Here is a 26,738-nt window from a genome sequence, read left to right on the forward strand (position 1 = left end):
TTATTTACGTTTTGTCACCTGAATTATAGGTAATATATGGATTGTCGTTAATTTGAGTTGATTTATTGTATACTTTCCTGTTTTATTGCTTACATCCCCTGATTTACCTCAAACATTTCTATCACGCAATTAACCTAAGATCAAACACATCAACCCATGCATAATCCCACCCTAATAACAAATGCTAGTTAGCAGAGGTGAAGGACGTGAGAATAGGTAAAATTTTAATAGGCTTGGGCCTTACGATACTGCTACTGACAGCTTCATTAACTGAAACAATACGCCCGCTGTCCAATAATAATACAGTTGCTGCAGCCACCACCCCAATGACAAACGCAAGAACAAACGACTCTTTACATACAACAAATGCAAATACAGACTCCACAAAATACCCAAAAAGGCCGCCTCTTCCTGCTAGTAAAACAGGCAACCAGGAGCAAACGGTTATTTTAATTGTGGAGGACAATAGCCAAAACGCAGTCCAAACGATCATTGAACAAAAATACCCCAAGCTAACCATAAAGCGTACCTATACCGCTGTGTTCAAAGGGTTTGCCATCCACGGGCCACTCAAAGACCTTGAACAACTGCAGAAGGAACCCGGCATCCTGGAGGTTTCCCCTGTCACCAATTACACTCAACACATTGATGAAAGTGTCCCTTTTATTGGTGGAGAGGAGATGCGCCGTTTTTATGACAAGGAGGGGGACCGCCTCACCGGCAAAGGGGTAAAAGTCGGCATCATTGATACGGGTATCGATTACACGCATCCGGACCTCCGTAACAACTACGGTGGTGGTTATGATTTTGTCGATGAGGACGAGGATCCGATGGAAACGAAGCGGTCACAGGGGATGCCTACCCTCCATGGCACACATGTCGCCGGGATCATCGGGGCGAATGGACACCTTCATGGCGTGGCGCCCGATGCTGAATTGATTGCTTACAGAGTGCTTGGTCCAGGTGGACATGGTTCAAGTGAGCATGTGATTGCGGCGATCGAGAGGGCCATTCATGACAAGGTGGATGTGCTAAACCTTTCCCTTGGAAACACGATAAATGGACCGGATTGGCCCACAAGCCTTGCGCTGAACAAAGCAGTGGAACATGGGGTCGTCGCGGTCACATCGAGCGGGAATTCCGGGCCGAACCTTTGGACGGTCGGATCTCCGGGGACGTCCACTGAGGCAATCTCTGTCGGGGCTTCCACGCCGCCACTTCACATTCCACATCTGAAACCAATTTTCTCAAGAAGGGAAATTGAAATGCTTCCGTTACAAGGGTCCATGCCTTGGGACTTTCCAACGAAACCAATGGCCATGGTGTATGTGGGACTTGGGGAAGAGGATGATTGGGAAGGAAAGAAGGTGGAAGGGAAGATCGTGCTGCTTGAACGCGGGAAGATCCCCTTTTCGGAAAAAGCCCATCATGCAAGGTTGCGCGGGGCGGCCGGCGTGGTGATTTACAACAATATGGACGGGAATTTTACAGGCACCCTGGAAGTGGAAATGGATATGCCTGTGGTTTCCATTTCGAAAGAGGACGGGGAGTTTTTACAAAAGCATCTGAAACGGAGCTTTTCGATGGTAAAGACCACCTTCAAATGGCACAAGGACGACATTGCGAGTTTCAGCTCCCGTGGGCCAGTGACACATACATGGGAGATCAAGCCTGATGTCGTCGCGCCAGGTGTGGCGATTGATAGCACCATTCCAAACGGGTATCTCGCGCTTCAAGGGACAAGCATGGCGGCACCGCATGTGGCAGGGGCCAGCGCGCTCATCAAACAGGCCCATCCGGATTGGACGCCTGCTCAGGTGAAGGCCGCCTTGATGAATACGACCAAGCCGCTCATAAAAGAAGACGGCAGCGGCTATTCTGTCCTTGAACAAGGAACGGGACGCATCCAGCTGGAGGAGGCCATCCAGACGAACAGCCTCGTGTATCCGGGTTCCCTTAACTTCGGGATGCTTGAGAAAAAAGAGACCAGAACGCAGAAGGAGATTCCGATCACCGTCGAGAATGTCTCGGACCGGGAAGTTACCTATTCCTTCGATCAGCCAAAACAACAAAAAGGCATCCAGTGGAAGACGCCGATCACCTTCACGCTAAAACCGAAGGAAAAACGCGAAACGAAGATAACCCTCGACATTACGCCAAACCAGCAGAAGCCTGGCATGCATGAGGGAGAGGTCGTCGTCAACGCCAACAGCCAACAAATCCGTTTGCCTTTCCTCTATATAATAGAAGAACCGGATTATCCTCGGATCATGGGATTCCAGTTCGGCTACGGGGACAAGGAAGGCGAGTACCAGTACGAAGTCTATCTCCCGGAAGGTGCGGAAGAGTTGGGGATTGCGCTTTATGAAGTGGATACCCTCCGTTTCATTGATTATCTTGACTGGGAGCGGGACCTTCCCCGCGGGCTCTATAAAAACCAGATTCCCGCAGACCGGGTGAAAGTGAAAGGGCTCGTGAAAGCAGTCGTCTTTGCCAAGAAGCTCGACAAGGAAGACACCGTGGAAGCCGACCTTTACTTTGAGTGAGGCAGCGTGCCGACCAATCATACCCCTAAGGGACATTTTTGTCGAAAGGTGTCAAGCAACTAGCCCTGAAACGAGCGAATAGTCACATAATGTTCACAATCGACAAACTTAAACTCTATGCCATATATGATAAAATAATGTTATACAACAGCCGAATGAGGAAAAGTGTTCATCATTTGGCTGTTTTTTTCTGGGTAAAATTCAATGCGGAACACGGCCGGTTTCAAGCATCGTTGAAGGGTGAAAAAAGAGAGAAATCTTACCATCGAAAAGATTGTCGATTTTTCCTTTGAACACATTGACATTGACAAAGTGCTATTGTATGCTTACAAAGGGTATAAAATGATAGGGTTTTCATAGGTTTTTAAAAACCAATTTTATACATATTTAGCATCGATTTATAAGCAAGACCTCAAGCTTTTTACCGCATGTAAAACGGGGTGTTTTCTATGGAAGATAAACGCCGCCCATTCCAAGCAATGGCTTTGATGTCCGGAATCCTTTCCTACTTAGTCGGTCCCACCTTAGTTGGATTATTTGCAGGAAGATGGCTGGATGGCAAGATTGGTACAGAACCATTGTTCCTTATCATTGGACTTCTTTTAGGACTAGCAGCAGGTGTGATGGGAGTATTATACCTTGTCCAAAAATTCTTCTCAGGAGAGTCATGAATATGCCTGAATCAACCGAAAAGTTTATGAGGCATATGAAGTATTTCTTATTTTTTCTTGCCTTTTTTGTAATAGGATGGGGATTCACCTCCCATCAAGAGTGGTTCGCAGGATTGATCCTGGGGACAGTGATAAGCGTGTACAACCATTGGCTGTTGCATTCGAAAGTGAAGAAGTTCACGGAAGCGGTTGCCGAGGGTCGGAAAGCTATCACACTAGGTTCTTTTTCAAGAATGGCCGCAGCCGTACTAGGGGTGGTCATCGCTATGAGATTTCCGGAAACTCTGAATCTCTACGGCGTCATCATAGGGATTATGACATCCTATATTGTCATTATCATAGATTCATTTGTAACACTCTTTAAAGCAGTGGGGAAGAGAGGTGAGTAGTGTTGGGTCACAGTGCTCCAATTAGGACGGTTGACTTGTTCGGTTACGACCTGCATTTCAACTTGTCAAATATTATGATGACTATAATAACAGCCTTAGTTGTGTTCCTGATTGCATACTTGTGCACAAGAACATTGGCATTGAAACCTACCGGAGCCCAGAACTTCATGGAATGGTTGGTGGACTTCGCCAAAGGCATTATTAACAGTACGATGGATTGGCAAACAGGAGGTAGATTCCTTGCATTAGCTCTGACAATTATGATGTATGTATTTGTCGCGAATATGCTCGGATTGCCATTTGCGATCATCCTTGGTGACGACCATACGTTATGGTGGAAATCGCCGACAGCAGATCCTGTTATTACGCTTAGTCTCGCGGCAATGGTAGTAGCATTGACGCATTATTATGGGATTAAGATGAAAGGCTTCAAGCAATACGGGAAGGACTTCTTCAAACCGATGGCGTTCTTATTCCCACTTAAGATCATTGAAGAATTTGCTAACACATTAACGCTTGGTCTGCGTCTTTACGGTAACATCTTCGCAGGGGAAATCTTGCTAGGATTGCTTGCTGGACTAGCAGTTAACGGTTATCAAATGGGCTTCATGTCTGGAATCATTGGAACAGCGGTTGCAATCATACCGATGTTGGTATGGCAAGCGTTCAGTATTTTCATTGGAACCATCCAAGCATTTATCTTCACCATGTTAACAATGGTTTATATGGCACACAAAGTGAGTCACGACCATTAATTTATAAATTTTTAATAACCACAAAAAACTTTTTTTAAACATAAGGAGGAAATTATCAATGGGTCTTATAGCAGCAGCAGTTGCAATTGGTTTAGCAGCACTAGGAGCAGGTATTGGTAACGGATTAATCGTAAGTCGTACAGTAGAAGGGATCGCTCGTCAACCTGAGCTTAAATCCACTCTTCAAACTACAATGTTCATCGGGGTTGCACTAGTTGAGGCGATTCCTATCATCGCAGTAGTTATCGCGTTCATGGTTATCGGTGGTTAATTAACTGCCCGAATAATTCTTAGGTTCCATAATGGCGAAGTCCGTCTCACACGAGAACCTTCGCCTTTCCTTTAGTATGAACAATTTTTTCGAAAATCTAGCCAAGGTGCCCTTTAGGTGCTTGTGCTTTTCTTATGTATTCCTCGAAGGGAGTGAAAGCATTGTATAGCTTAGATCACTTAGTGCTTGGTGCAGGATCCCTAACTTTAGGAGATGCACTATTCCAGTTAATCACATTTTTAATCTTACTATATTTCCTTAGAAAATTTGCTTGGGATAAGCTTGTTGGAATGATGAAGCAACGTGAAGATCACATTGCGAACGAAATTACAGCTGCTGAACAAAGCAATGTAGAAGCGAAAGCTCTTGTAGAAGAGCAGAAGTCTCTATTAAAAGAAGCTCGCACGGAAGCTCAGGCTTTAGTGGAAAGCGCGAAAAAAGTGGCAGAAGATCAAAAAGCAGATATCGTAAGAGCTGCTCAAGAGGAATCTGCACGCCTTAAAGAAGCGGCAAGAAAAGAAATCGTTCAGGAAAAAGAGCAAGCAGTTGTTGCTTTGCGTGAACAGGTTGCATCCTTGTCCGTATTGATCGCTTCTAAAGTGATTGAAAAAGAACTAAACGAAAAAGATCAGCAAAAGCTTATCGATGATTACGTGAAACAGGTAGGCGAAGTGCGATGAGCAAAAACGGAGTAGCAAAGCGTTATGCATTAGCTCTTTTCGAACTGGCAAAAGAAAACAATCTTTATGCACAGTTTGACGCGGAGCTTGCAGAAGTAAAAAAGGTGTTCTTGAACAACAAGGAACTTGATGTTGTTCTGAGCAACCCGAAAGTACGCAAAGACTCTAAAAAGCAAATCGTCCGTGAGGCATTTGCTTCTGCATCACCATTTATCGTAAACACGTTACAGCTTTTAATAGACCGTCACCGTCAAGGTATCGTAGTAGATATGATTGACGAGTACAAAGCACTTTCCAATGAAGCCCTTAATGTGGCAGACGCGAAAGTGTACTCTGTTCGCGCATTATCTGAAGCAGAACAGGCTCAACTTTCCACTGTTTTCGCAGCGAAGGTTGGAAAAGCTTCACTTAACATCAGCAACATCGTAGATCCATCTTTAATCGGTGGTGTGAAGATCCGCATCGGCAACCGTATTTTTGATGGAAGTGTCAGTGGAAAATTAGAACGTCTAGGACGTCAACTTACAACGAATAGATAGTAGATAGGGGTGAAATTCATGAGCATCAAAGCTGAAGAAATTAGTGCGCTGATAAAAAAGCAAATCGAAAATTATCAGTCTGAAATCGAAGTTAGCGATGTTGGTACTGTTATCCAAGTTGGGGATGGTATCGCTCGTGCTCATGGTCTCGACAACGTCATGGCTGGAGAGCTAGTTGAATTTTCTAACGGAGTTATGGGTCTTGCCCAAAACTTAGAGGAAAACAACGTCGGTATAGTAATCTTAGGACCTTATACTGAAATCCGCGAAGGCGATGCAGTTCGTCGTACAGGCCGTATCATGGAGGTACCGGTAGGTGAGCAACTTATCGGCCGTGTAGTAAACGCATTAGGACAACCAGTTGATGGTTTAGGTCCAATCGAAACAAACAGAACTCGTCCAATCGAAGCGCAAGCTCCTGGTGTTATGGATCGTAAATCCGTTCATGAGCCACTTCAAACAGGTATCAAAGCGATCGATGCGCTTGTACCAATCGGACGTGGACAACGTGAGTTAATTATCGGAGACCGTCAAACAGGTAAAACATCTGTTGCGATCGATACGATCCTTAACCAAAAAGACCAAGACATGGTGTGTATCTATGTTGCCATCGGTCAAAAAGAATCAACCGTTCGTGGAGTGGTAGAAACTCTTCGTAAGCACGGTGCACTTGATTACACAATCGTAGTAACTGCATCTGCATCTGCACCAGCTCCAATGCTATTCTTAGCACCTTACACTGGAGTAACAATGGGTGAAGAATTCATGTACAACGGCAAGCACGTTCTAGTTATCTATGATGACTTAACGAAGCAAGCTGCTGCATACCGTGAGCTTTCCCTGCTATTAAAACGTCCTCCAGGGCGTGAAGCATATCCTGGTGACGTATTCTACCTTCACTCCCGCTTACTTGAGCGTGCAGCGAAGCTTAGTGATGCAAAAGGCGCTGGATCTTTGACAGCTTTACCGTTCATCGAAACGCAAGCTGGTGACGTATCCGCCTACATCCCGACAAACGTTATCTCCATCACAGATGGACAAATTTTCTTACAATCAGATCTATTCTTCTCCGGTGTTCGTCCTGCGATCAACGCTGGTCTTTCCGTATCTCGTGTTGGAGGATCCGCTCAAATCAAAGCGATGAAAAAGGTATCAGGTACATTGCGTCTTGACCTTGCATCTTACCGTGAGCTAGAAGCGTTCGCGCAATTCGGTTCTGACTTAGATAAAGCAACTCAAGCAAAACTTAACCGTGGTGCTCGTACGGTTGAAGTACTTAAGCAAGGCTTGAACAAGCCACTTAAAGTAGAAAAGCAAGTTGCGATCCTTTACGCTCTTACAAAAGGCTTCATCGATGATGTTCCTGTACAAGACGTAACTCGTTTCGAAGACGAAATGCTAACTTGGTTAGAGCACAACCGCAAAGAACTTTTAGAAGAAATCCGTACAACTAAAGGATTACCAAGCGACGAAACAATGGCTGAAGCACTTAACGCTTTCAAAAAGACTTTCGTAGCTACTGAAAAGTAATAGATCGACATAGTGAGTTACACCATGCGATGGAGGAAGCCGAACCAACCTTCGATTCCTCCTTTCCATGTGTCTAACCGCTCTGAATAGGGTTAAAAAGGTGGTGAGATCCTTTGGCATCATTACGCGACATTAAAACGAGAATTACCTCGACGAAGAAGACTAGTCAAATCACAAAAGCCATGCAGATGGTTTCCGCATCGAAACTGAATCGTGCCGAATCCAATGCAAAAGCTTTCAATCCTTACATGGATAAAATCCAAGAGGTTGTGGCAAGTATCGCACTGGGAAGTACCGATGTATCGCATCCAATGCTAGAAAGCCGTCCGGTAAAACGTACAGGCTACATCGTAATCTCCTCTGACCGTGGTCTTGCAGGTGCCTATAACAGTAACATCTTACGTACGGTTCATCAGACGGTTCAACAACGTCATAAGTCTCAAGATGAATACGCAGTAATTGCCATCGGACGAATCGGCCGCGACTTTTTCAGAAAGCGTAATGTCCCTGTATTCTCTGAAATTACTGGTCTAGGCGACCAAGTATCCTTCTCAGACATCAAGGATATTGCGAATCGTGCAGTCAGCATGTACGCGGATGGAACGTTTGATGAGTTATACGTGTATTACAACCATTTCGTAAGTGCAATCTCCCAAGAAGTAACAGAGAAGAAGCTTCTTCCTCTTACTGACATTGCACCTACAACCAACAAGATTACATCCTATGAGTTCGAACCTTCCCAAGAAGGTATCCTTGAAGTATTGCTACCGCAATATGCGGAAAGCCTGATCTACGGTGCATTACTAGATGCAAAAGCAAGTGAGCACGCTGCTCGTATGACAGCGATGCAAAGTGCGACAGATAACGCAAAAGAGCTTATCCAAGGCCTTACACTTTCTTACAACCGTGCCCGTCAAGCAGCAATCACACAAGAGATCACCGAGATCACTGCGGGAGCTTCGGCTTTAGAATAGAACGATTACTGAATCAAAATTTTGCAAAAGTAAGTTAGGAGGGAATACGATGAAAGGTCGCGTTACTCAAATCATGGGTCCAGTTGTCGACGTAAAATTCGACAGCGGACATCTTCCTGAAATATACAACGCTCTTCATATTAATCATAAAGCGCGTAGCGGAAATGAAGTAGACATTACTTTAACGCTTGAGGTTGCTCTTCACCTTGGAGACAACACAGTGCGTACAATCGCTATGGCTTCTACAGACGGTGTCGTTCGCGGCATGGAAGTAGAAGATGCTGGTCACCCTATCTCTGTACCAGTAGGGGACGTAACACTTGGTCGTGTTTTCAACGTACTAGGAGAAAACATTGACTTAGATGCTCCAATCCCAGCAGGTTCTCGTCGTGATCCGATTCACAGACAAGCTCCTACATTCGAACAACTTTCAACAGACGTTGAAATCCTTGAAACTGGTATCAAAGTAGTAGACTTACTTGCTCCTTACATCAAGGGTGGTAAGATCGGTCTATTCGGTGGTGCCGGTGTAGGTAAAACGGTTCTTATCCAAGAATTGATCAACAACATCGCACAAGAGCACGGTGGTATCTCCGTATTCGCAGGTGTTGGTGAGCGTACTCGTGAAGGAAATGACCTTTACCACGAGATGACGGATTCTGGCGTTATCAAGAAAACTGCCATGGTATTCGGACAAATGAACGAGCCGCCTGGGGCACGTATGCGTGTTGCACTAACAGGTCTTACAATGGCTGAGTTCTTCCGTGATGACCAAGGACAAGACGTTCTATTCTTCATGGACAACATCTTCCGTTTCACACAAGCAGGTTCTGAGGTATCCGCCCTACTAGGCCGTATGCCATCTGCCGTTGGTTACCAGCCGACACTTGCTACTGAAATGGGTCAATTACAAGAGCGTATCACGTCTACATCTGTAGGTTCTGTAACGTCTATCCAAGCGATCTACGTTCCTGCCGATGACTACACGGATCCGGCTCCAGCAACAACTTTCGCTCACTTGGATGCAACAACTAACCTTGAGCGTAAGCTTTCCGAGATGGGTATCTACCCAGCGGTTGACCCTCTAGCTTCCACTTCCCGTGCATTGGCACCAGAAGTAGTTGGAGACGACCACTATGCAGTAGCACGTGAAGTGCAATCCACTTTACAACGTTACAAAGAACTACAAGATATCATTGCTATCTTAGGTATGGATGAGTTAACGGATGAGGATAAATTAACCGTTCACCGTGCTCGTCGTATCCAGTTCTTCTTATCTCAAAACTTCCACGTAGCCGAGCAGTTCACTGGACAAAAAGGTTCTTACGTTCCTGTTCAGGAAACAGTGAAAGGATTCAGAGAAATCCTTGACGGCAAATACGACCACCTTCCAGAGGATGCATTCCGTCTAGTTGGACGCATCGAAGAAGTTGTGGAAAAAGCGAAGCAAATGGGTGTAGAAGTTTAATTAAAGGGACCTAGGAGGGAATGAAATGAAGACATTAAAAGTCAGCGTAGTTACTCCCGATGGCCCGGTTTATGAATCAGACGTAGAAATGGTAGTAGCCCGCGCTCAAAGCGGTGAGCTCGGAGTTCTACCAGGACATATCCCGATGGTTGCTCCACTTCAAATCGGCGGCGTCCGTATGAAAAAAGACGGCAAAACCGAACAAGTGGCAGTAAACGGAGGCTTCCTGGAAGTGCGTCCTGATAAAGTAACGATCCTTGCTCAAACTGCAGAAGCAGCTGAGGAAATCGATCTTACACGTGCAGAAGAAGCAAGAAAACGCGCCGAGCAACGTCTACAGTCCAAACAGGACGACATCGACTACCGCCGTGCCGAACTTGCCCTTCAACGCGCAATCAACCGCATCAACGTAGCCAAAAGAGGGTAACAATACCCTGTGCATATAAGAATGATAAAACCCCCTCTCACCAAAGCAGACGTGCTTTGGAGGGAGGGGGTTTTTGTGATTTAGAGGATTAAAGGGGGTCTGACCCGCTGTGCGGTGATGTGTTAAAGGGATAAAAGGGGTCTGACCCGCTCCGCGGTGATGCGCTAAAGCAAAGTGACCGCACGCAAGGTGGAAGCATGGTTACTTTGAGGGTAGGGGACTGATGATATCGAGTTGACTCGATTTGTGGTAATTTCATGATATATTTTAGAATTTCATGATATATTTTAGAATTTCATGATAAAATCCCAGATTTCCGGATATAATTGGATTTTTCATGATATATTTCATTTTTTCCTGATAAAACGCAATATTTCATGATATCCGATAATCCCTAATTACCTACTTTTAAGTGAAACCCCACAGAATACCCAGTTCTTAATAATTCTATCAAGCAACCAAGCACGCACTTTATGAAAAGAAGGTAATTTTCTTTTGAATTTTGCATAAAGTGGTCTTCTTGAGGCTCTTCAAAACAAAAAATTTAATCAAAAACCTAATTTGCTTCTTTTAGAAAACCAAAGAGCTACCGAATGATTGAGATTGGTTGATATAACGAAAACTTGGTTGATAAACCACAACCTCGCCAAAAGTATCCAAAACTCCCCAGATCTCCTTCTCACCACCCAACCCTCCAACCCTCCAACCCACAAAATCCCACCACTCAACAAAAACAATTCCCTTCGCCCCCCTAAAAACAATAGCCATAATAAGGATATCTGCTGTCGACACAGATATGGGTATTTGATATAATTGTTATCGGTTACATTTTTAAATATTGTGAGCAGTCTGAAAATGATTGAGAGACTTCGGAGGGGGCGGGCATGAATCTACTAAACTTATATCAAAATAACTATTTGATAGTGGTTGTATTCTTGGCTCTAGGGGTATTGCTTCCGGTCGTGGCGCTTGCTATTGGACGGGTTTTGCGTCCGAATAAGCCATCAGCAGCAAAGCAGACGACCTATGAAAGTGGAATTGATCCCTTTCATGATTCACGTGTTCAGTTTAATGTTCGTTATTACATATTTGCCCTGTTGTTTGTCATTTTCGATGTGGAGACGGTTTTCTTATATCCATGGGCGGTGGCATACGAGAAGTTGGGGATTTTTGCACTGATTGAAATGCTTATTTTCGTAGTTTTACTACTGATCGGATTAATTTACGCATGGAAGAAGAAGGTGTTGAAATGGATCTAAATCTTGAGAGTATATCACCAGAGGAGATGGAAGAGCTGAAACAGACAGTCTTCCTGACAACATTGGAGGAGCTGAAAGCATGGGCCCGCAGCAATTCGATGTGGCCGATGACTTTCGGTCTAGCTTGCTGTGCAATCGAGATGATGGGGGTGGGATCGTCCCATTACGACCTCGACCGTTTTGGATCCTTCTTTCGTACATCTCCGCGTCAGTCCGACTGTATGATCGTATCTGGTACCGTGACGAAAAAAATGGCACCAGTGTTGAAGCGCTTGTATGATCAAATGCCTGAGCCGAAGTGGGTCATTGCGATGGGATCCTGTGCAACTGCGGGTGGTCCATATATCAAATCCTATGCCGTTGTCAAAGGAGTGGACCAGATTGTACCCGTTGATGTGTACATACCGGGATGTCCACCAAACCCAGCGGCTCTTATTTATGGAATCAACAAGCTCCGTGAAAAAATCCGCTACGAAGCCAAGACAGGGAAGCAGGTGATCTAGCAGTGAGCGATGAGAAAAGCCTGGAAGAGAAAAAGAAAGAGGCTGCAGCCAAAGCAAAAGCTGCCGCACTTGCAAAATTAGAAGCAAAAAAGAAGATGGAAGCGCAGGCTTCTCAAAATAAAGAAGAACCAACCGAAACACCGGCTGGTGACGACGCGAAAGAGCTAGCCAAAAAGAAAGCAGCCGCAGCAGCCAAAGCGAAGGCCGCTGCACTAGCCAAACAAAAAGCAAAAGAACAAGCCGCTTCCGAGCCGGAAACCACCGACACAGACGATGCAAAAGAGCTAGCAAAAAAGAAAGCAGCCGCAGCAGCCAAAGCGAAGGCCGCTGCACTAGCCAAACAAAAAGCAAAAGAACAAGCCGCGTCTGAGTCGGAAACCACCGACACAGACGATGCAAAAGAGCTAGCCAAAAAGAAAGCAGCTGCCGCGGCAAAAGCAAAGGCCGCCGCACTAGCCAAACAAAAAGCAAAAGCAGCAGCCGAAGCGTCAGAAGAAGGCACAGACTCCACGACGGATTCCTCCGTCACTGACGATGCAAAAGATCTAGCGAAGAAAAAAGCAGCTGCTGCGGCAAAAGCAAAGGCCGCCGCACTGGCCAAACAAAAACGCGAGGCAGGCGAAGCACCAGCAACCGACGGGGGCGATGCCAAAGCAAAAGCCATCGCAGCAGCCAAAGCGAAAGCCGCAGCCGCCGCCAAGGCCAAAGCCGCCGCACTAGCCAAACAACAGCGAGACGGCGCAACAGAGGGCACCCAAGCAGACTCAGACTCAACAGACCTGCAAGACGAAAAAGCCAAAGCCATCGCAGCGGCGAAAGCCAAAGCAAAGGCAGCCGCAGCAGCCAAAGCAAAAGCCGCCGCTGCTGCAAAAGCCAAAGGAGCAGCATCAGGCACAACAGGAGATGGAACAGAAACACCAGCCCAACCATCACCAAACCAGAAATATCTAGATAAATACGTAAAAGTAATCAACGACAACCTCGGTGAAAACACATTGGAAGACGCATACATCAACCCGCTTTCCAAAGATGTGCCGACACTTGTCGCGAAACCGGAGAACTATTTTAAAGTAGCATCATTCCTGCGTTACAATGAGCAGCTGACGTTTGAATTTCTATCAGAAATGCACGGCACGGACTTTGAGACGCATATGGAAATCTATAACCACTTATATTCTTATAAAAACAAGCAGTCTGTCGCCTTGAAGGTGAAAATAGATCGGGAAAACCCGGTCATCCCGTCCTTGCAACCATTATGGGAAGGGGCAAACTGGCCGGAGCGGGAGACATTCGATCTGCTTGGCATTCAGTTTACAGGACATCCGAACTTGACGCGCATCATGATGCCGGATGATTGGGTTGGTTATCCGCTGCGCAAAGATTATGAGCCGTACGATGTGGAGGTGTAGCAGATGATCCGCACAGAGGAAATGCTACTGAATGTCGGACCACAGCATCCGAGTACCCACGGGGTGTTCCGACTTGTCATAAAAATCGATGGGGAAATCATCAAGGAAGCGACACCGGTCATTGGATACCTTCACCGCGGAACCGAAAAGCTCGCGGAGAACCTCCAATATACACAAATCATCCCGTACACGGACCGGATGGATTATCTATCCGCCATGACCAACAACTATGTGCTTTGTCACGCAGTGGAAACGATGATGGGGCTTGAGATCCCAGACCGTGCGGAATACCTCCGGGTGCTTGCCATGGAGCTTGGGCGTGTTGCTAGTCACTTAGTTTGGTATGGTACATATTTGCTAGATATCGGGGCGGTCAGTCCGTTCCTATATGCGTTCCGTGAGCGCGAAATGATCATCAATCTATTAAATGAGCTGTCAGGTGCCCGCCTTACCTTCAACTATATGCGTGTTGGAGGGGTGAAGTGGGATGCGCCTGAGGGCTGGATCGAGAAAGTGGAAGAGTTTGTCCCATATATGAGGGAGCAGCTGAAAGGCTACCATGACCTTGTAACAGGCAATGAAATTTTTATGAGCCGTGTGAAGGGAGTCGGCCGTTACACCAAGGAGGATGCCTTTGCGTACTCCCTGAGTGGCGCGAACCTCCGATGCACCGGCGTAAAGTGGGATCTTCGCAAAGATGAGCCTTATTCCATCTATGATCGTTTTGACTTTGACGTGCCGACCCGTGAAGGCGGGGACGCATGGGCGCGTTACCATTGCCGCATGGAGGAAATCGAGGAATCCCTGAAGATCATAGAACAAGCAGTCGCTCAGTTCCCGAAAGAAGGTGAGATCATGGCAAAGGTGCCAAGGATCATCAAGGCGCCAAAGGGAGAGGCATATGTACGAATCGAATCCCCACGCGGTGAGATCGGCTGCTACATTGCCAGTGACGGTAAAAAAGAACCTTACAGACTAAAATTCCGCCGTCCGTCCTTTTACAACCTGCAGATTCTACCGAAGCTTTTAGAAGGCGAAAACATGGCGAACCTGATAGCCATTTTAGGGGCAATTGACATTGTCCTTGGGGAGGTGGATGGCTAATGATGGAAGGATTACTGCATTCATCACCATCCTGGACGAACTTTTTCATCTTTTTCGGATTGGCAACGGCACTGCTGCTTGCCGTCCTAGGCTTCGTAACCTACGGAATCCTTGCCGAGCGTAAAGTAATGGGCTTCATGCAAGGACGAATGGGACCAAATCAGGTCGGGGGCTCCTGGGGCTTGCTCCAGACAGTGGCCGACGTCCTGAAGCTTCTATTAAAAGAAGACACGATCCCGAAACTTGCGGATCGACCGTTATATATCATTGCACCAGTCATCGCCTTCACACCGGCGTTCATGGTGCTTGCCACCATCCCGTTCACCGACCGCTTCCAATTTGCGGACATCGGGGTGGGCTTGCTCTATTACATCGCCATCTCCGGTATCACAACGGTCGGCGTCGTAGCGGCAGGCTGGGCATCAAACAACAAATACTCCTTGCTAGGAGGCATGCGTGCAGCGGCCCAAATGATTTCCTATGAAGTGCCGCTTGTCATGTCCGTAATCGGGGTTGTCCTCCTAGCGGGAAGCCTTAACCTAAATCAAATCGTCGCCGCACAAGGCGAAACATTCTGGTTCATCGTCTTGCAACCAGTCGGCTTCCTTATTTTCGTCATCGCTTCTGTAGCAGAGTTGAACCGTACACCATTTGACTTGCCAGAAGCGGAATCAGAGCTTGTCGCAGGTTACCATGTCGAATACTCCGGCTTCCGCTGGGCATTCTTCATGCTTGCGGAATATGTGTATCTATTCGCGATGGCATCACTCACAACCGTCCTATTTTTGGGAGGCTGGCTGCCACCATTCGAGTTCCTCGGATTCATCCCAGGCGCCGTCTGGTTCGCGCTAAAATTCAGCGTCGTCGTATTCGTGCTCATCTGGATCCGTGTCACATTCCCGCGTCTGCGCGCAGACCAACTCATGGAATTCGGCTGGAAAGTACTACTACCAGTAGCACTGGCGAACATCTTTTTCTCAGCGATCATGAAGGAATTGTTTTTTAAATAACTCCAGAATTTAGAGAGGTCTATAGCTGGTGATTGGAGCACAGGGCGAAGACTCCTACGGGAGGTAGCGCTTAGAGGAGACCCCGCAGGCAAAGCCGAGGAGGCTCCACAAGCGCCCCGTGGAAAGCGAAGCCCGGTGCGGAAATCACCAGCGGTGTTTAATCAATAACAAAACTCACTTTCATTACTAAAAAGGGTAACGGAAGAATAGGGGTGAAGCGAAATGCGCGGTCTTGCAAAAGGTTTAAAATATACCCTACAAAACTTAACCAAGAAAAAAGTCACCTATGATTACCCAAACGAGCCGCTCCCACTACCGGACCGGTTCCGCGGCATCCAAAAGTTCTACCCGGAAAAATGCATCGTCTGCAACCAATGTGCCAACATCTGCCCAACAGACTGCATCCAGCTTACCGGAAAAAAACATCCGGATCCAACGAAAAAAGGGAAAATCATCGACACATACGATATCAACTTCGAAATCTGTATTCTGTGCGATCTCTGTACAGAGGTCTGCCCAACAGAAGCAATCATCATGACCAACAACTTTGAGCTTGCCGAATACAGCCGTGATCGACTTTTCAAAGACCTGCAATGGCTCGATGAAAATGATACGAACATCAGAAGGGAGAATAAAGCATGACCATAACCGGTGAATTCATCGCATTTCTATTCCTTGCAATCGCTGCGATCGCTGGTGGAGTGCTCATGCTGAACCTGACAAAGGTCGTACACATGGTTGTAGCCCTAGTGTTCACTTTCATCAGCATTGCCGGCATCTATGTCATGCTCTCCGCTGAATTTGTAGCGGCTGTCCAGATTCTCATCTATTCCGGAGCCATCACCATCATCATGCTGTTCGGAATCATGCTGACCCGTCACAACGACGAATCCGAAACATCCGGACTCGGCAGAAAAATACTCGTCGGCGCAGGGGTGCTCGGCTTTGCGGCAGTCATGTATTTCGGACTGTACAGCCTTGACCTTGGTTCCCAAGAATCAGCCGACCTGCATGTGAACAATACCGAACAGATCGGTGTAGCCATCTATGCAAAATACGTCATACCATTTGAGCTGACATCGGTAATCCTGCTCGTGGCACTTGTCGGAGCGATCATCCTGGCAAGAAGGGATGATGAAGACGAAGACGTTGTAAAAGAGGAGGCGACCAAGGAATGAGCGGAGTTCCATTATCAGCCTACCTGGTACTAGCACTTATTTTATTCTGTATCGGACTTTACGGGGCACTCACCAAACGCAACACCGTCATCGTCCTGATCTGTATCGAACTCATGCTGAACGCCGTCAACATCAACCTTGTCGCATTCAGCAAATTCGGCATCGCACCGTCCATCACAGGGCAAGTATTCTCCCTGTTCACCATCACCGTCGCAGCAGCAGAAGCCGCAGTAGGCCTGGCTATCCTCATAGCCCTCTACCGCAACCGGCGCACCGTCAACATCGACGAAATGAATACGTTGAAGAACTAATAATCTAGCTGATGGCTGCAAATGTGATTTATCTTCAAAGATTGTTTAAGAAAAATAGATACCAAGAATTCTATGCCAGTTCACCCTGTTGATCGCAGTGCAGGGTGTGAGACTCCTGCGGGGAGGTAACGGTTGCTTGAGACCCCGCAACAAAGTGAGGAGGATCAAGCACCGTCCCGCGGAAAGCGAACACACGGAACGGAAATCAACAGGGAGTCTACCAGATAACAAAACGTACCTCCGCAACCAGCTTGCACAAAAACGCAGCCACAAACACAAAGCTGCGTAAAAGAAGGGGACTTGATACAATGATGGAAAATGCCTGGATCATCCCGCTTTTTCCGCTGATCTCCTTTATCCTACTACTGCTAGTCGGCAAAAGAATGAAAGAATCGAGCGCATTCCTCGGAATCGCACTCATCAGTCTATCACTCATCTTTTCCCTCATGGCACTATGGGAGCGGTTTTCAGCACCAACCTTCAAAGCCACATTCGACTGGCTCCAAATCGGAGACGTCGTACTGACGGCGGGATATGAAGTCAATCAATTAAACGCCTTGATGCTTGTCGTAGTATCACTTGTCAGCTTACTCGTACATATTTATTCCAAAGGGTATATGGACGCCACCGAAAGGTACCACGTGTTCTACGCCTACCTGGGCCTGTTTACCTTTGCCATGCTGGCACTTGTAATGTCACCGAACCTGCTTCAGCTCTACATCTTCTGGGAGCTTGTCGGAGTAGGGTCGTTCTTGCTCATCGGGTTCTATTTTCATAAAAACGAAGCAAAAGCCGCTGCCAAAAAAGCGTTCATCATGACGCGTATTGGGGATGTCGGATTATTCATCGGGATCATCCTATTATTCTGGCAAGTCGGCAGCTTCGAATATGATGTCATTTTTGATGCAGTCAATGCTGGCGCAATATCCGCAGGCATGCTGACCCTCATCGCCATCCTTATTTTCATCGGGGCCATGGGGAAATCAGGTCAATTCCCGTTGCATTCTTGGTTACCTGATGCGATGGAAGGTCCAACACCTGTCTCCGCCCTCATCCACGCCGCGACCATGGTTGCAGCAGGGGTCTACCTAGTGGCAAGCTTGTTTCCGCTATTCAACGCCAGCGAAACAGCCATGATGACCGTTGCGATCGTCGGTGCGTTCACCGCGATATTCGCGGCATCAATCGGCCTTGTGCAAAAAGATATTAAGAGGGTACTAGCCTACTCCACCGTCAGTCAGCTCGGTTTCATGATGCTCGCGCTCGGTTCTGCAGGCTATGTGGCAGGGGTTTTCCACCTTACTACACACGCGTTTTTCAAAGCATTGCTGTTCCTTGCAGCAGGAAGTGTCATCCATGCCGTCCACAACCAAAACATCGACGAGATGGGCGGGCTTTGGAAAAAAATGCGCACCACCGGCATTCTTTTTCTAATCGGAACGCTTGCCATCACTGGTGTTCCATTGTTCTCAGGCTTTTTCAGTAAAGAGGAAATCCTCCTTGCAGCCTGGGTGAACGGAAATCCGTTTCTATTTTTACTGGCACTGATTGCCGCATTCTTCACGGCATTTTATATGTTCCGACTGTTCTTCCTTGTTTTCACAGGCGAAGCGCGCGGAGACCAGCGACATGTCCATGAATCGCCGTCTGTCATGACCATTCCGATGATCGTGCTTGGCGTTCTCGCAGTGGTAGCGGGTTACATGAACACACCTTGGTTCGGCCATTTCCTCGGAGACTGGCTGACAGAAGGGACCAGCCTATACGGTCCGTCACACATCGAAGGACCTCTCTGGATCATGATCGCCGCCATCCTTGTGTCGGCTGCCGGAATCGGAATCGCCTACCTGATCTACTTCCGCCGCTCCATCGCGCGCGAAACATTCAGCCAAGGCGCACCGCATCTATACGGCATTTTGCGCAACAAATATTTTGTCGATGAATTCTACAAAATGACGTTCGTCTACGGATCCCGCGTCATCAGTCTTTTCCTGAAATACATTGACGAGTTCCTTGTCCACGGAACGATGAAGGGAATCGCCGCGGCGTCCCAACAGATCGGTAGACTTGGAGCCAAAGTGCAGAACGGCCAAACCCAGACATACGGAACAGTCGCGTTTGTCGGGCTCGCCATTCTCATCATCATTTTCGTCTTCACAGGGGGGTACATCGGATGAACAGCATATTTTTGACAGCGTTGATCTTTGCCCCTCTTTTAGGTATCTTGGTACTTCTTTTTACACCAAAAACAAACGTGGAAGCCATCAAAATCGTCGGTTTCCTCGCAACCCTGCCATCCTTGGTGCTCGCATTAATCGCGTTCTGGCAGTACAAGGCGGGGGCAGGTCTTGAGCAATTTGCAGTCAAGCGCGAATGGATCACATTCGGCAACAAAGGGCTGACCAATGACATCTATGGCGCACAAGTTTACCAGCTAATCTCCTTCGAGCTTGGAATCAACGGCTTTTCACTTGTCATGATCCTGCTTACGGCAGTGCTTTCCACCCTTGCCGCCATCGCAAGCATCCATGTAAAAAAAGAATGGAAAGGCTACTTTATCCTCTTCCTTCTATTACAAATTGGGATGCTCGGCGTCTTTGCAGCGGAAAACCTGCTCTTATTCTTCTTTTTCTTCGAGCTCACCTTAATCCCGATGTTCTTCCTCATCGGTAAGTGGGGCTATTTTGAAAAAGAAAGTGCAGCCTACCGTTTCCTTATTTACAATGGTCTCGGTTCTGCCATTCTACTAATTGTGTTCGTTGTTCTTTTCACCAAAACAGGAACGATGAATATCGCCGAAATCACGGCCATGTTCACCGGCAACAGCGACGCCATGTTCCTCGGTGAAGTGTCAGATGACTTGCGCATGGGGCTTCTCATCGCATTGCTTGTCGCATTCGGCGTCAAGCTTCCGATTGTGCCACTGCATAGCTGGATGCTGAAGGTCCACGTGCAAGCACCGCCATCCATCGTGATGCTGCACGCCGGCGTATTATTAAAAATAGGAGCTTTCGGTCTCATCCGTTTCGGAGTGGGAATCTTCCCGGAACAATTCGACCAGCTCGCTTTCATTCTAGCAATCTTGGGGGTTGTGAATCTCCTTTACGGAGCGTTTCTCGCACTCATCCAAACAGACTTCAAAATGGTGCTGGCCTACTCCAGTATCTCGCATATGGGGATCGTGCTGATCGGACTTGCGGCCCTGAACGAAGCGGGAATCCAAGGCGCGATCTTCCAGGTTGTCTCACACGGCTTCATCGCGGCACTTCTGTTCTTCTTGATTGGAGTCATGTATGAACGCACCGGAACCACCGATATCGGCAAGCTCGGAGGCCTCGCAAAAGCGATGCCACTCACAGCCGGATTCTTCCTTGTCGGCGCCATGGCCTCACTCGGCCTGCCTGGCATGTCCGGATTCATCAGCGAATTCCTTGCCTTCATGGGACTTTTCAAAGAAATGCCGATCGTCGCGGCAGTCGGGACCCTTGGCATCATTTTAACAGCGGCTTACCTCCTGCGCGCCGTGCTCGGAATGACATTCGGCACGAAAGCGGCAGGCTATGGCGAGAAAGTGGTGGACCTGCGCGGAGTCGAATACATTCCCGTATTCGCCATGCTATTCTTCATCATCCTGATCGGAGTATACCCAAGCATTCTCGCAGCATCGTTGCAAGATACCATCAAGACCATCATTTTAGGGATAGGGGGGTGAAAAGGAGATGGATTTAGAAACCTTACTCAGCTTTGATTGGAGCGTCATGGCACCGGAATTCATCATCCTTGGTGTAGCAACCCTTCTCTCACTACTGGACTTATTTTTACCGAAAAAAATAGACCGGAGACTGCTCGGCTGGCTCGGATTCGCTAGTATCCTTGTAGCCCTCGGATTCTTGGTGGGCATGTACGACAAAGATCCAATGCAAGTCACCACCATCCTTTACGAAACTTACCGACTCGACAGCTTCGCGATGGCATTCAAAACTTTGATACTAGTCGGAGCAGCCTTCGTGATGCTCATGGCCATCAGCTACGAGCCAAAAGAAGGATTGCGGGAGTACAGAGGGGAGTTCTTCTACCTCTTGTTACTCGGCGTCCTCGGGGCCATGATCATGTCTTCAAGCGGCGACCTTATCACACTTTTCGTCGGACTTGAATTATTGTCCCTGGCTTCCTACATATTGGCAGGCCTGCGCAAAAAGAACCTGCAATCAAACGAAGCGGCCATGAAATATGTCATCAACGGCGGAATCGCCACCGCCATCACCCTGTTCGGGATGAGCTACGTGTACGGTCTGACCGGCACCACCAACCTACAGGAAATGTGGATGGCACTTTCACAAATCAACGCACGCGACATGCAATTCCTACTTGTCATCGCCTTCATGATGATGTTCGTCGGCTTGTCCTTCAAGCTTGCGACCGCACCATTCCACATGTGGGCACCGGACGTCTACCAAGGCGCGCCGACACCAGTAACGGCATTCCTTGCAGTCGTATCCAAAACAGCAGGCTTCATCATCGTCCTGCGCCTGTTCGTGACTCTATTCTTCCCAACCCGCTCAGCAGAAGGCTCATCCATGCTGTTCTCGATGGGAGAATTCATCGCAGTATTGGCCGTGGCCTCCATGGTAGTAGGAAACTTCGTTGCTCTGCGCCAGCGCAACGTCAAGCGGATGTTCGCCTACTCAGGTGTGGCCCACGCCGGTTATCTTTTAGTGCCGCTGGCAACTGTAAACTTCATTTTCATATTTGAAGCCATGTGGTTCTACCTGGTTGCTTACCTGTTTATGAACATCGGGGCGCTTGCGGTATTGCAGGTGGTCACTGCACGAGATGACTCGGAGGATCTGAGCCGATTTGCTGGACTGTACCAGCGCTCACCACTGCTTGCAGTGTTGATGTCGGTATTCCTGCTTTCGTTGGCAGGTATCCCGGGAACAGCCGGATTCATCGGAAAACTATCCATCTTCGTCGGAGCCGTTTCCGAACCGAACAACGCCTACGTCTTGGCATCCGTCTTGATCCTGACCACCGTCGTCTCATACTTTTACTATTTCGGTATCATGACACAAATGTTCTTCCGCCCAGCGGCAAGCCAAGAAAAGATTCACGTTCCTGTTGGAATCTGGATCACCGTCATTGTGTGCGCGGTTGCTACAGTGGTGCTCGGAATCCTTCCAGGCCTTGCCATAGATATGTTCGGCAACAACTTTGACATCCTGTTGGATATCTTCGTAACAGACAACTAGCCAATTGTCACCACATCGGGGTATATGATTTAATAGAAAAGAAGGAGTCGGGGAGCTCCTTCTTTTTCATGTGTATTATTATAGGAAGAAACTAAAACACTTTAGTGGAAAATAAAGAGGAGGCTGCTTTCACAATGATTGATATCGGAGTACAAGCACTCGTCAGCATCATCTCCCACCTACTATTCATCAGCATCACATGGTGGGCGCTCCAAGCCATCCAATACGAAAAATGGATGAAACCAAACAAAGTCGTCCAAATCAGACTGCTACTCATCCTAGTCACCATCGCCATCGGATCCACAGTAAGCAACTTCTTCTTGGACTACCTGTTCCTGTCCCAGAGGCTACCAATGATCTGGTGAAACTAGAAAAATATGATACCCGATCTGCCAGGGGAAGGGATCCCCTGGTTTTTCTAGTTGTCCGGGTGTATGACATAGATGGAGAAATCCCTTCAAGGGTCTGACCCTTTTTTTATTTTCTTTTTCCCCCTCCTCGGCGGGCAGTTTCGACATCCTTACAGAAATTCCTGCCGGGGTCTGACCCCCTTTTAAAAAAAATCTCAAAAATTTTGACGAAGAAACCTATGTATCTCTCATCGCCAACCTGGCCACACTGTTATTAACAAGCAAAGGGGCGTGGGGGATATGTGGAACGGGCATCAAACACACAATGGTGAGAGCCATAAGGACATAATAACTAATACTAAATGGGCAGAAAAAAAGTGGAAACTTTATATTAATAGATTGCTAGGACTATTTTTTATTTTATTAATATGTTTTACGGGGGTAATTCTTGGGAATGAAAGAAGCAGAGCTCAATTACCAAACGATATCAGTACTGAGATACTTGAAATCGCGGAAGTTTTTCAAAAGGAAAAAATAAATGTTCAGGAATGGAAACTTTTTGGGCGCACGAACGTCTATAAAATTAGGGATTTAGTCGCTTTTCAAAAAGAGGTAAATCGTTTAAAACAGAATATGGGCCATCTTACGTGGAATGTGATAGAAGAAGAGGGTCAGTGGAAGGCAGTTGGGACTTATTATAACGATTCATTAAAACAAGAAGAGACTCTTCAGCTCATCACTACCCACACAAAGACATCCCCAAGCTCGTACTTATTATATGAGGTTACGGGGTATGGCTGGAAAGATGACGCAGCAACAGAGATAATAAACCATTTCCATTCGAATCTTACCAGTATTTCTCAGGAAGACTTTGAAATATTTAGTTGTATGATCGGCGATTTCAGTGATAAAATTGAAGATGGTTTGCAAAATACGACAAATATTTTGCTAGAGTCATTTTCAGCACAAGTGGTGGAAGAGATTCAGGAAGATACGTTTGTTTCTGTTTCGGCATATACTGAAGCGTGGAATAATGTTCTTCCGACACATCAGGGAAAGATGAACTTACAAATTGGGTTACGAACACAAGGAATGGGCGATAAGACTACCGTGATTGTAGGCACGCCAATTATTACTGTTGAATATTAATATATAGAATATAAGACGCGGAGGGGAACATTTTGGAAAAAATCATCGTCCGCGGCGGACAAAGGTTAAAGGGTACTGTTAAAGTAGAGGGAGCAAAAAACGCAGTACTACCTGTCATCGCCGCAACTTTATTAGCTAGCAAAGGCAAATGCGAAATCTTAGATGTACCTGAGCTCTCCGACGTTTATACGATTAACGAGGTTTTGCGTTATTTGAATGCCGATGTTGAATTTGAAAATAATCGTATAATTGTCGATGCAACAAGAGAGCTGCACACGGAAGCACCGTTTGAATATGTACGAAAAATGCGTGCATCAGTCCTAGTAATGGGATCATTGCTTGCGCGTAACGGTAAAGCACAAATAGCTCTACCTGGAGGATGTGCGATCGGTTCAAGACCTATCGACCAGCATTTAAAAGGGTTCGAAGCGATGGGTGCGAAAGTGAAAGTTGGTAATGGTTATATCGATGCCGAAGTAGACGGAAGATTACAAGGCGCGAAAATATATCTGGACTTCCCAAGTGTGGGAGCAACAGAAAACATCATGATGGCTGCAACCCTTGCTGAAGGTACAACAATTATGGAAAACGTTGCAAAAGAACCGGAAATCGTGGACTTAGCGAACTTCTTGAACTCCATGGGAGCGAAAGTTCGTGGAGCAGGTACTGGAACAATCAGAATCGAAGGTGTTTCCGAATTACACGGATGCCAACATAACATCATCCCTGACCGCATTGAAGCAGGTACATTCATGGTAGCAGCTGCAATCACAGGCGGAGACGTTATTGTCGAAGGAGCAGTGCCGGAACATTCCAGCTCATTAATCGCGAAAATGGAAGAAATGGGCGTTAAGTTTGAAGAAGTCGAAAACGGATTACGCGTTATCGGACCTGAAAAGCTGAAGTCAATTGATATCAAAACAATGCCTCATCCTGGATTCCCAACAGATATGCAATCCCAGATGATGTCCTTATTATTAGCGGCAGAAGGCACTAGCATGATTACCGAAACAGTATTTGAAAATCGCTTTATGCATGTAGAAGAGTTCCGTCGTATGAACGGCGACATCAAGATTGAAGGACGTTCCGTTGTCATCAATGGACCATCCAAACTACAAGGCGCAGAAGTGGCGGCAACAGACCTTCGTGCAGCAGCAGCATTAACCCTAGCAGGATTAATTGCAGACGGATACACTCGTGTAACCGAGCTAAAACACTTAGATCGTGGATACGTAAACTTCCACAACAAACTGGCAGCACTAGGTGCAGACATCGAACGAGTAAGCTCCATGGAACAAGAACAAACAGTTATCCTAGAACAAATCAAAGAAGCCTAAACACACCAAAACAGCCAATCATATATCTATATTATTCTACAAAAAGGGTCAGATTCCTTTAGGGGTCTGACCCTTTTTTTGCAATTTTCTGTGATTTTTTGGGCCCCTTCGACGTAAGAGAGGAAATTCCTTCAGGGGTCTGACCCCAAAAGGGAATTATTTTTCTAACTACTTAATAATATTCCACCTATTTTTCTGTCAGACCATTTTTTTCGGTACTAAGGAAGTATTTTCTGAAAGTGGTGGCTTATGCATATATAATATAGAAGTTTGTAGGCATTTTGGGTTTCATTCTTCCTTGTAATCCACGTTATGAAACTCTATCAATCCGCCCATTTTTTAGTCATAATTGCTTGTCCACTCCCATAAGAATGAAAGAGTAAAGGTATCCAACCATCAACAACCTACTACTTTATTGTTATCGGAGGCTCGGCGCTATGAGAAACTTGAAACCAATTATCGTACTCACTTCTGTCCTTTTTGTCATGGTATTAATGGTACCAACATTGTTAGTCATGCCGTTTGTCGACAAGGAAAGCGGCCAGTTGGCGGAAGAACTCCAATCAAAGCAAGAAGTCCAATCACAAGTGGAAGTGGCTGAATCCCCGATTGACGTGGCCGTGTATCGACACAAGCAAGAGATGATCGAGAATATCCCATTGGAAGATTATATCGTTGGAGTGGTGGCTTCTGAAATGCCAGCCGACTTCGAGTTAGAGGCTTTAAAAGCCCAGGCCCTCGCTGCACGTACGTATATTTTAAGGCAGCTGATGGCTGATGAAAAGCTAGGGACGCCCAATGGCGCCGACGTAACTGATACGGAGCAGCACCAAGTATATAAAAGCCCGGAAGAACTTAAAGCTATATGGGAAGCAGATGATTTCGACTGGAAAATGGAGAAAATAAAACAGGCGGTGACCGAGACAGCAGGATCCGTCCTTACCTATAATAATGCACCGATCGATGCGAGTTACTTTTCCACAAGCAATGGCTACACTGAAAACTCTGAGGAATATTGGCCAAATGAAATTCCATACTTGCGCAGCGTCGCAAGCCCATGGGACGTTGACTCCGAAAAATACTTAAGCCAGGTAACCCTAACAGTTCAGGAATTCCAATCGATGCTAGGGGTAACGCTTGGAAACGATGGAGCGGTGGGGAAGATCATCGCCCGTACGACAGGTAACCGGGTTAGCACCGTCGATATAAACGGTAAGCAACTTACAGGCAGGGAAGTGCGTGACACCCTCAAGCTACGCTCCAGTGACTTTACCTGGGAACGCAAAGGAGATAACATCATCATCACCACAAAAGGCTTCGGCCACGGTGTTGGCATGAGCCAATACGGCGCCAACGGCATGGCCCTAGAAGGCAAAAGCTACACCCAAATCATCTCCCACTACTACAAAGACGTCCAAATCGCCAGCGCCGACCAATACCTCAACAAAGTGACCGCGAAGCAATAAAGGAGGGGGGTGGAAAAAATTCACTTTGGGGGTCAGACCCCCAAAGGATTTTCCCCCTCATCGTCGAATAGAGGTTCACCCGTCAGACCCCGGCTCCTGCCGGGGTCTGACCCCTTTACAAACTTTTTTCAATCCCCATGCATAAAACCCGCACCAATGAAGG

At 46.9% G+C, this 26,738-nt stretch carries 26 protein-coding genes; all 26 read left to right on the top strand.

Annotated features, from left to right (window positions below):
* Window positions 1–206 precede the first annotated feature (206 nt).
* The 26 genes from EKQ44_RS06700 (at window position 207) to spoIID (ending at window position 26,575) form a co-directional block, all read left to right on the top strand.
* Window positions 207–2,546: a S8 family serine peptidase gene (locus tag EKQ44_RS06700; RefSeq protein WP_237662791.1), complete on the top strand. Its 2,340-nt coding sequence runs from the start codon at window positions 207–209 to the stop codon at window positions 2,544–2,546.
* Window positions 2,547–2,995: 449 nt separating this feature from the next.
* Window positions 2,996–3,217 carry an AtpZ/AtpI family protein gene (locus EKQ44_RS06705; protein WP_063559278.1) on the top strand — a complete coding sequence of 74 codons (222 nt, stop codon included), beginning with the start codon at window positions 2,996–2,998 and terminating at the stop codon, window positions 3,215–3,217.
* A 2-nt stretch (window positions 3,218–3,219) separates the two neighbouring features.
* Window positions 3,220–3,606 (top strand): ATP synthase subunit I, encoded by a 387-nt coding sequence (locus EKQ44_RS06710; protein ID WP_237662792.1) that lies wholly within the window; start codon window positions 3,220–3,222, stop codon window positions 3,604–3,606.
* Between the two features lie 2 nt (window positions 3,607–3,608).
* A complete protein-coding gene (gene atpB / locus EKQ44_RS06715; protein ID WP_237663312.1) occupies window positions 3,609–4,361 on the top strand; it encodes a F0F1 ATP synthase subunit A in 753 nt (250 codons plus the stop codon).
* Between the two features lie 58 nt (window positions 4,362–4,419).
* The gene (atpE, locus tag EKQ44_RS06720) at window positions 4,420–4,632 is read left to right on the top strand and encodes a F0F1 ATP synthase subunit C (protein ID WP_010200387.1); all 213 of its coding nucleotides are present in this window, start codon (window positions 4,420–4,422) and stop codon (window positions 4,630–4,632) included.
* A 134-nt stretch (window positions 4,633–4,766) separates the two neighbouring features.
* On the top strand, window positions 4,767–5,312 hold the full coding sequence (gene atpF, locus EKQ44_RS06725) for a F0F1 ATP synthase subunit B (RefSeq protein WP_237662793.1): 546 nt from the start codon (window positions 4,767–4,769) through the stop codon (window positions 5,310–5,312).
* Window positions 5,309–5,851 (top strand): F0F1 ATP synthase subunit delta, encoded by a 543-nt coding sequence (locus EKQ44_RS06730; RefSeq protein WP_237662794.1) that lies wholly within the window; start codon window positions 5,309–5,311, stop codon window positions 5,849–5,851. The genes atpF and EKQ44_RS06730 overlap by 4 nt, the downstream gene beginning before the upstream one ends.
* 18 nt (window positions 5,852–5,869) lie before the next feature.
* A complete protein-coding gene (gene atpA / locus EKQ44_RS06735) occupies window positions 5,870–7,381 on the top strand; it encodes a F0F1 ATP synthase subunit alpha (RefSeq protein ID WP_237662795.1) in 1,512 nt (503 codons plus the stop codon).
* A gap of 113 nt (window positions 7,382–7,494) precedes the next feature.
* Window positions 7,495–8,355: a F0F1 ATP synthase subunit gamma gene (locus EKQ44_RS06740; protein WP_237662796.1), complete on the top strand. Its 861-nt coding sequence runs from the start codon at window positions 7,495–7,497 to the stop codon at window positions 8,353–8,355.
* 49 nt (window positions 8,356–8,404) lie between these two features.
* A complete protein-coding gene (gene atpD, locus EKQ44_RS06745; protein WP_060664610.1) occupies window positions 8,405–9,823 on the top strand; it encodes a F0F1 ATP synthase subunit beta in 1,419 nt (472 codons plus the stop codon).
* Window positions 9,824–9,848: 25 nt separating this feature from the next.
* Entirely contained in the window at window positions 9,849–10,250 is a 402-nt protein-coding gene (locus tag EKQ44_RS06750) for a F0F1 ATP synthase subunit epsilon (RefSeq protein WP_237662797.1), read from the top strand.
* Window positions 10,251–11,134: 884 nt separating this feature from the next.
* Window positions 11,135–11,509: an NADH-quinone oxidoreductase subunit A gene (locus EKQ44_RS06755; RefSeq protein ID WP_010200369.1), complete on the top strand. Its 375-nt coding sequence runs from the start codon at window positions 11,135–11,137 to the stop codon at window positions 11,507–11,509.
* Window positions 11,500–12,012: a NuoB/complex I 20 kDa subunit family protein gene (locus EKQ44_RS06760; protein WP_010200368.1), complete on the top strand. Its 513-nt coding sequence runs from the start codon at window positions 11,500–11,502 to the stop codon at window positions 12,010–12,012. Before EKQ44_RS06755 ends, EKQ44_RS06760 begins: the two co-directional genes overlap by 10 nt.
* Before the next feature lie 2 nt (window positions 12,013–12,014).
* On the top strand, window positions 12,015–13,421 hold the full coding sequence (locus tag EKQ44_RS06765; RefSeq protein WP_237662798.1) for an NADH-quinone oxidoreductase subunit C: 1,407 nt from the start codon (window positions 12,015–12,017) through the stop codon (window positions 13,419–13,421).
* Between the two features lie 3 nt (window positions 13,422–13,424).
* On the top strand, window positions 13,425–14,525 hold the full coding sequence (locus tag EKQ44_RS06770) for an NADH-quinone oxidoreductase subunit D (protein WP_237662799.1): 1,101 nt from the start codon (window positions 13,425–13,427) through the stop codon (window positions 14,523–14,525).
* Entirely contained in the window at window positions 14,525–15,535 is a 1,011-nt protein-coding gene (gene nuoH / locus EKQ44_RS06775; protein ID WP_237662800.1) for an NADH-quinone oxidoreductase subunit NuoH, read from the top strand. The genes EKQ44_RS06770 and nuoH overlap by 1 nt, the downstream gene beginning before the upstream one ends.
* Before the next feature lie 222 nt (window positions 15,536–15,757).
* Complete coding sequence (gene nuoI / locus EKQ44_RS06780; protein ID WP_047970231.1) at window positions 15,758–16,177, top strand: NADH-quinone oxidoreductase subunit NuoI; 420 nt, start codon at window positions 15,758–15,760, stop codon at window positions 16,175–16,177.
* Window positions 16,174–16,713, top strand: a complete 540-nt coding sequence (locus EKQ44_RS06785) for an NADH-quinone oxidoreductase subunit J (RefSeq protein WP_237662801.1) — start codon at window positions 16,174–16,176, stop codon at window positions 16,711–16,713. The genes nuoI and EKQ44_RS06785 overlap by 4 nt, the downstream gene beginning before the upstream one ends.
* Complete coding sequence (nuoK, locus tag EKQ44_RS06790; RefSeq protein ID WP_010200357.1) at window positions 16,710–17,024, top strand: NADH-quinone oxidoreductase subunit NuoK; 315 nt, start codon at window positions 16,710–16,712, stop codon at window positions 17,022–17,024. The genes EKQ44_RS06785 and nuoK overlap by 4 nt, the downstream gene beginning before the upstream one ends.
* 308 nt (window positions 17,025–17,332) lie before the next feature.
* Complete coding sequence (nuoL, locus tag EKQ44_RS06795; RefSeq protein WP_237662802.1) at window positions 17,333–19,201, top strand: NADH-quinone oxidoreductase subunit L; 1,869 nt, start codon at window positions 17,333–17,335, stop codon at window positions 19,199–19,201.
* Window positions 19,198–20,736, top strand: a complete 1,539-nt coding sequence (locus EKQ44_RS06800; protein WP_237662803.1) for an NADH-quinone oxidoreductase subunit M — start codon at window positions 19,198–19,200, stop codon at window positions 20,734–20,736. Before nuoL ends, EKQ44_RS06800 begins: the two co-directional genes overlap by 4 nt.
* Before the next feature lie 7 nt (window positions 20,737–20,743).
* Window positions 20,744–22,273 (top strand): NADH-quinone oxidoreductase subunit NuoN, encoded by a 1,530-nt coding sequence (nuoN, locus tag EKQ44_RS06805; protein ID WP_237662804.1) that lies wholly within the window; start codon window positions 20,744–20,746, stop codon window positions 22,271–22,273.
* A gap of 134 nt (window positions 22,274–22,407) precedes the next feature.
* The gene (locus EKQ44_RS06810; protein WP_237662805.1) at window positions 22,408–22,638 is read left to right on the top strand and encodes a DUF1146 family protein; all 231 of its coding nucleotides are present in this window, start codon (window positions 22,408–22,410) and stop codon (window positions 22,636–22,638) included.
* 285 nt (window positions 22,639–22,923) lie between these two features.
* Window positions 22,924–23,772 (top strand): YwmB family TATA-box binding protein, encoded by an 849-nt coding sequence (locus EKQ44_RS06815; protein ID WP_237662806.1) that lies wholly within the window; start codon window positions 22,924–22,926, stop codon window positions 23,770–23,772.
* Between the two features lie 32 nt (window positions 23,773–23,804).
* Window positions 23,805–25,109, top strand: coding sequence for a UDP-N-acetylglucosamine 1-carboxyvinyltransferase (murA, locus tag EKQ44_RS06820; protein WP_237662807.1), 1,305 nt, complete (start codon window positions 23,805–23,807; stop codon window positions 25,107–25,109).
* Between the two features lie 437 nt (window positions 25,110–25,546).
* Window positions 25,547–26,575: a stage II sporulation protein D gene (spoIID, locus tag EKQ44_RS06825; RefSeq protein ID WP_237662808.1), complete on the top strand. Its 1,029-nt coding sequence runs from the start codon at window positions 25,547–25,549 to the stop codon at window positions 26,573–26,575.
* The last annotated feature ends 163 nt before the right edge of the window (window positions 26,576–26,738 follow it).

It is taken from the genome of Sutcliffiella horikoshii, assembly GCF_021991925.1.
GTDB classification, from domain to species: Bacteria; Bacillota; Bacilli; order Bacillales; family Bacillaceae_I; genus Sutcliffiella_A; species Sutcliffiella_A horikoshii_F.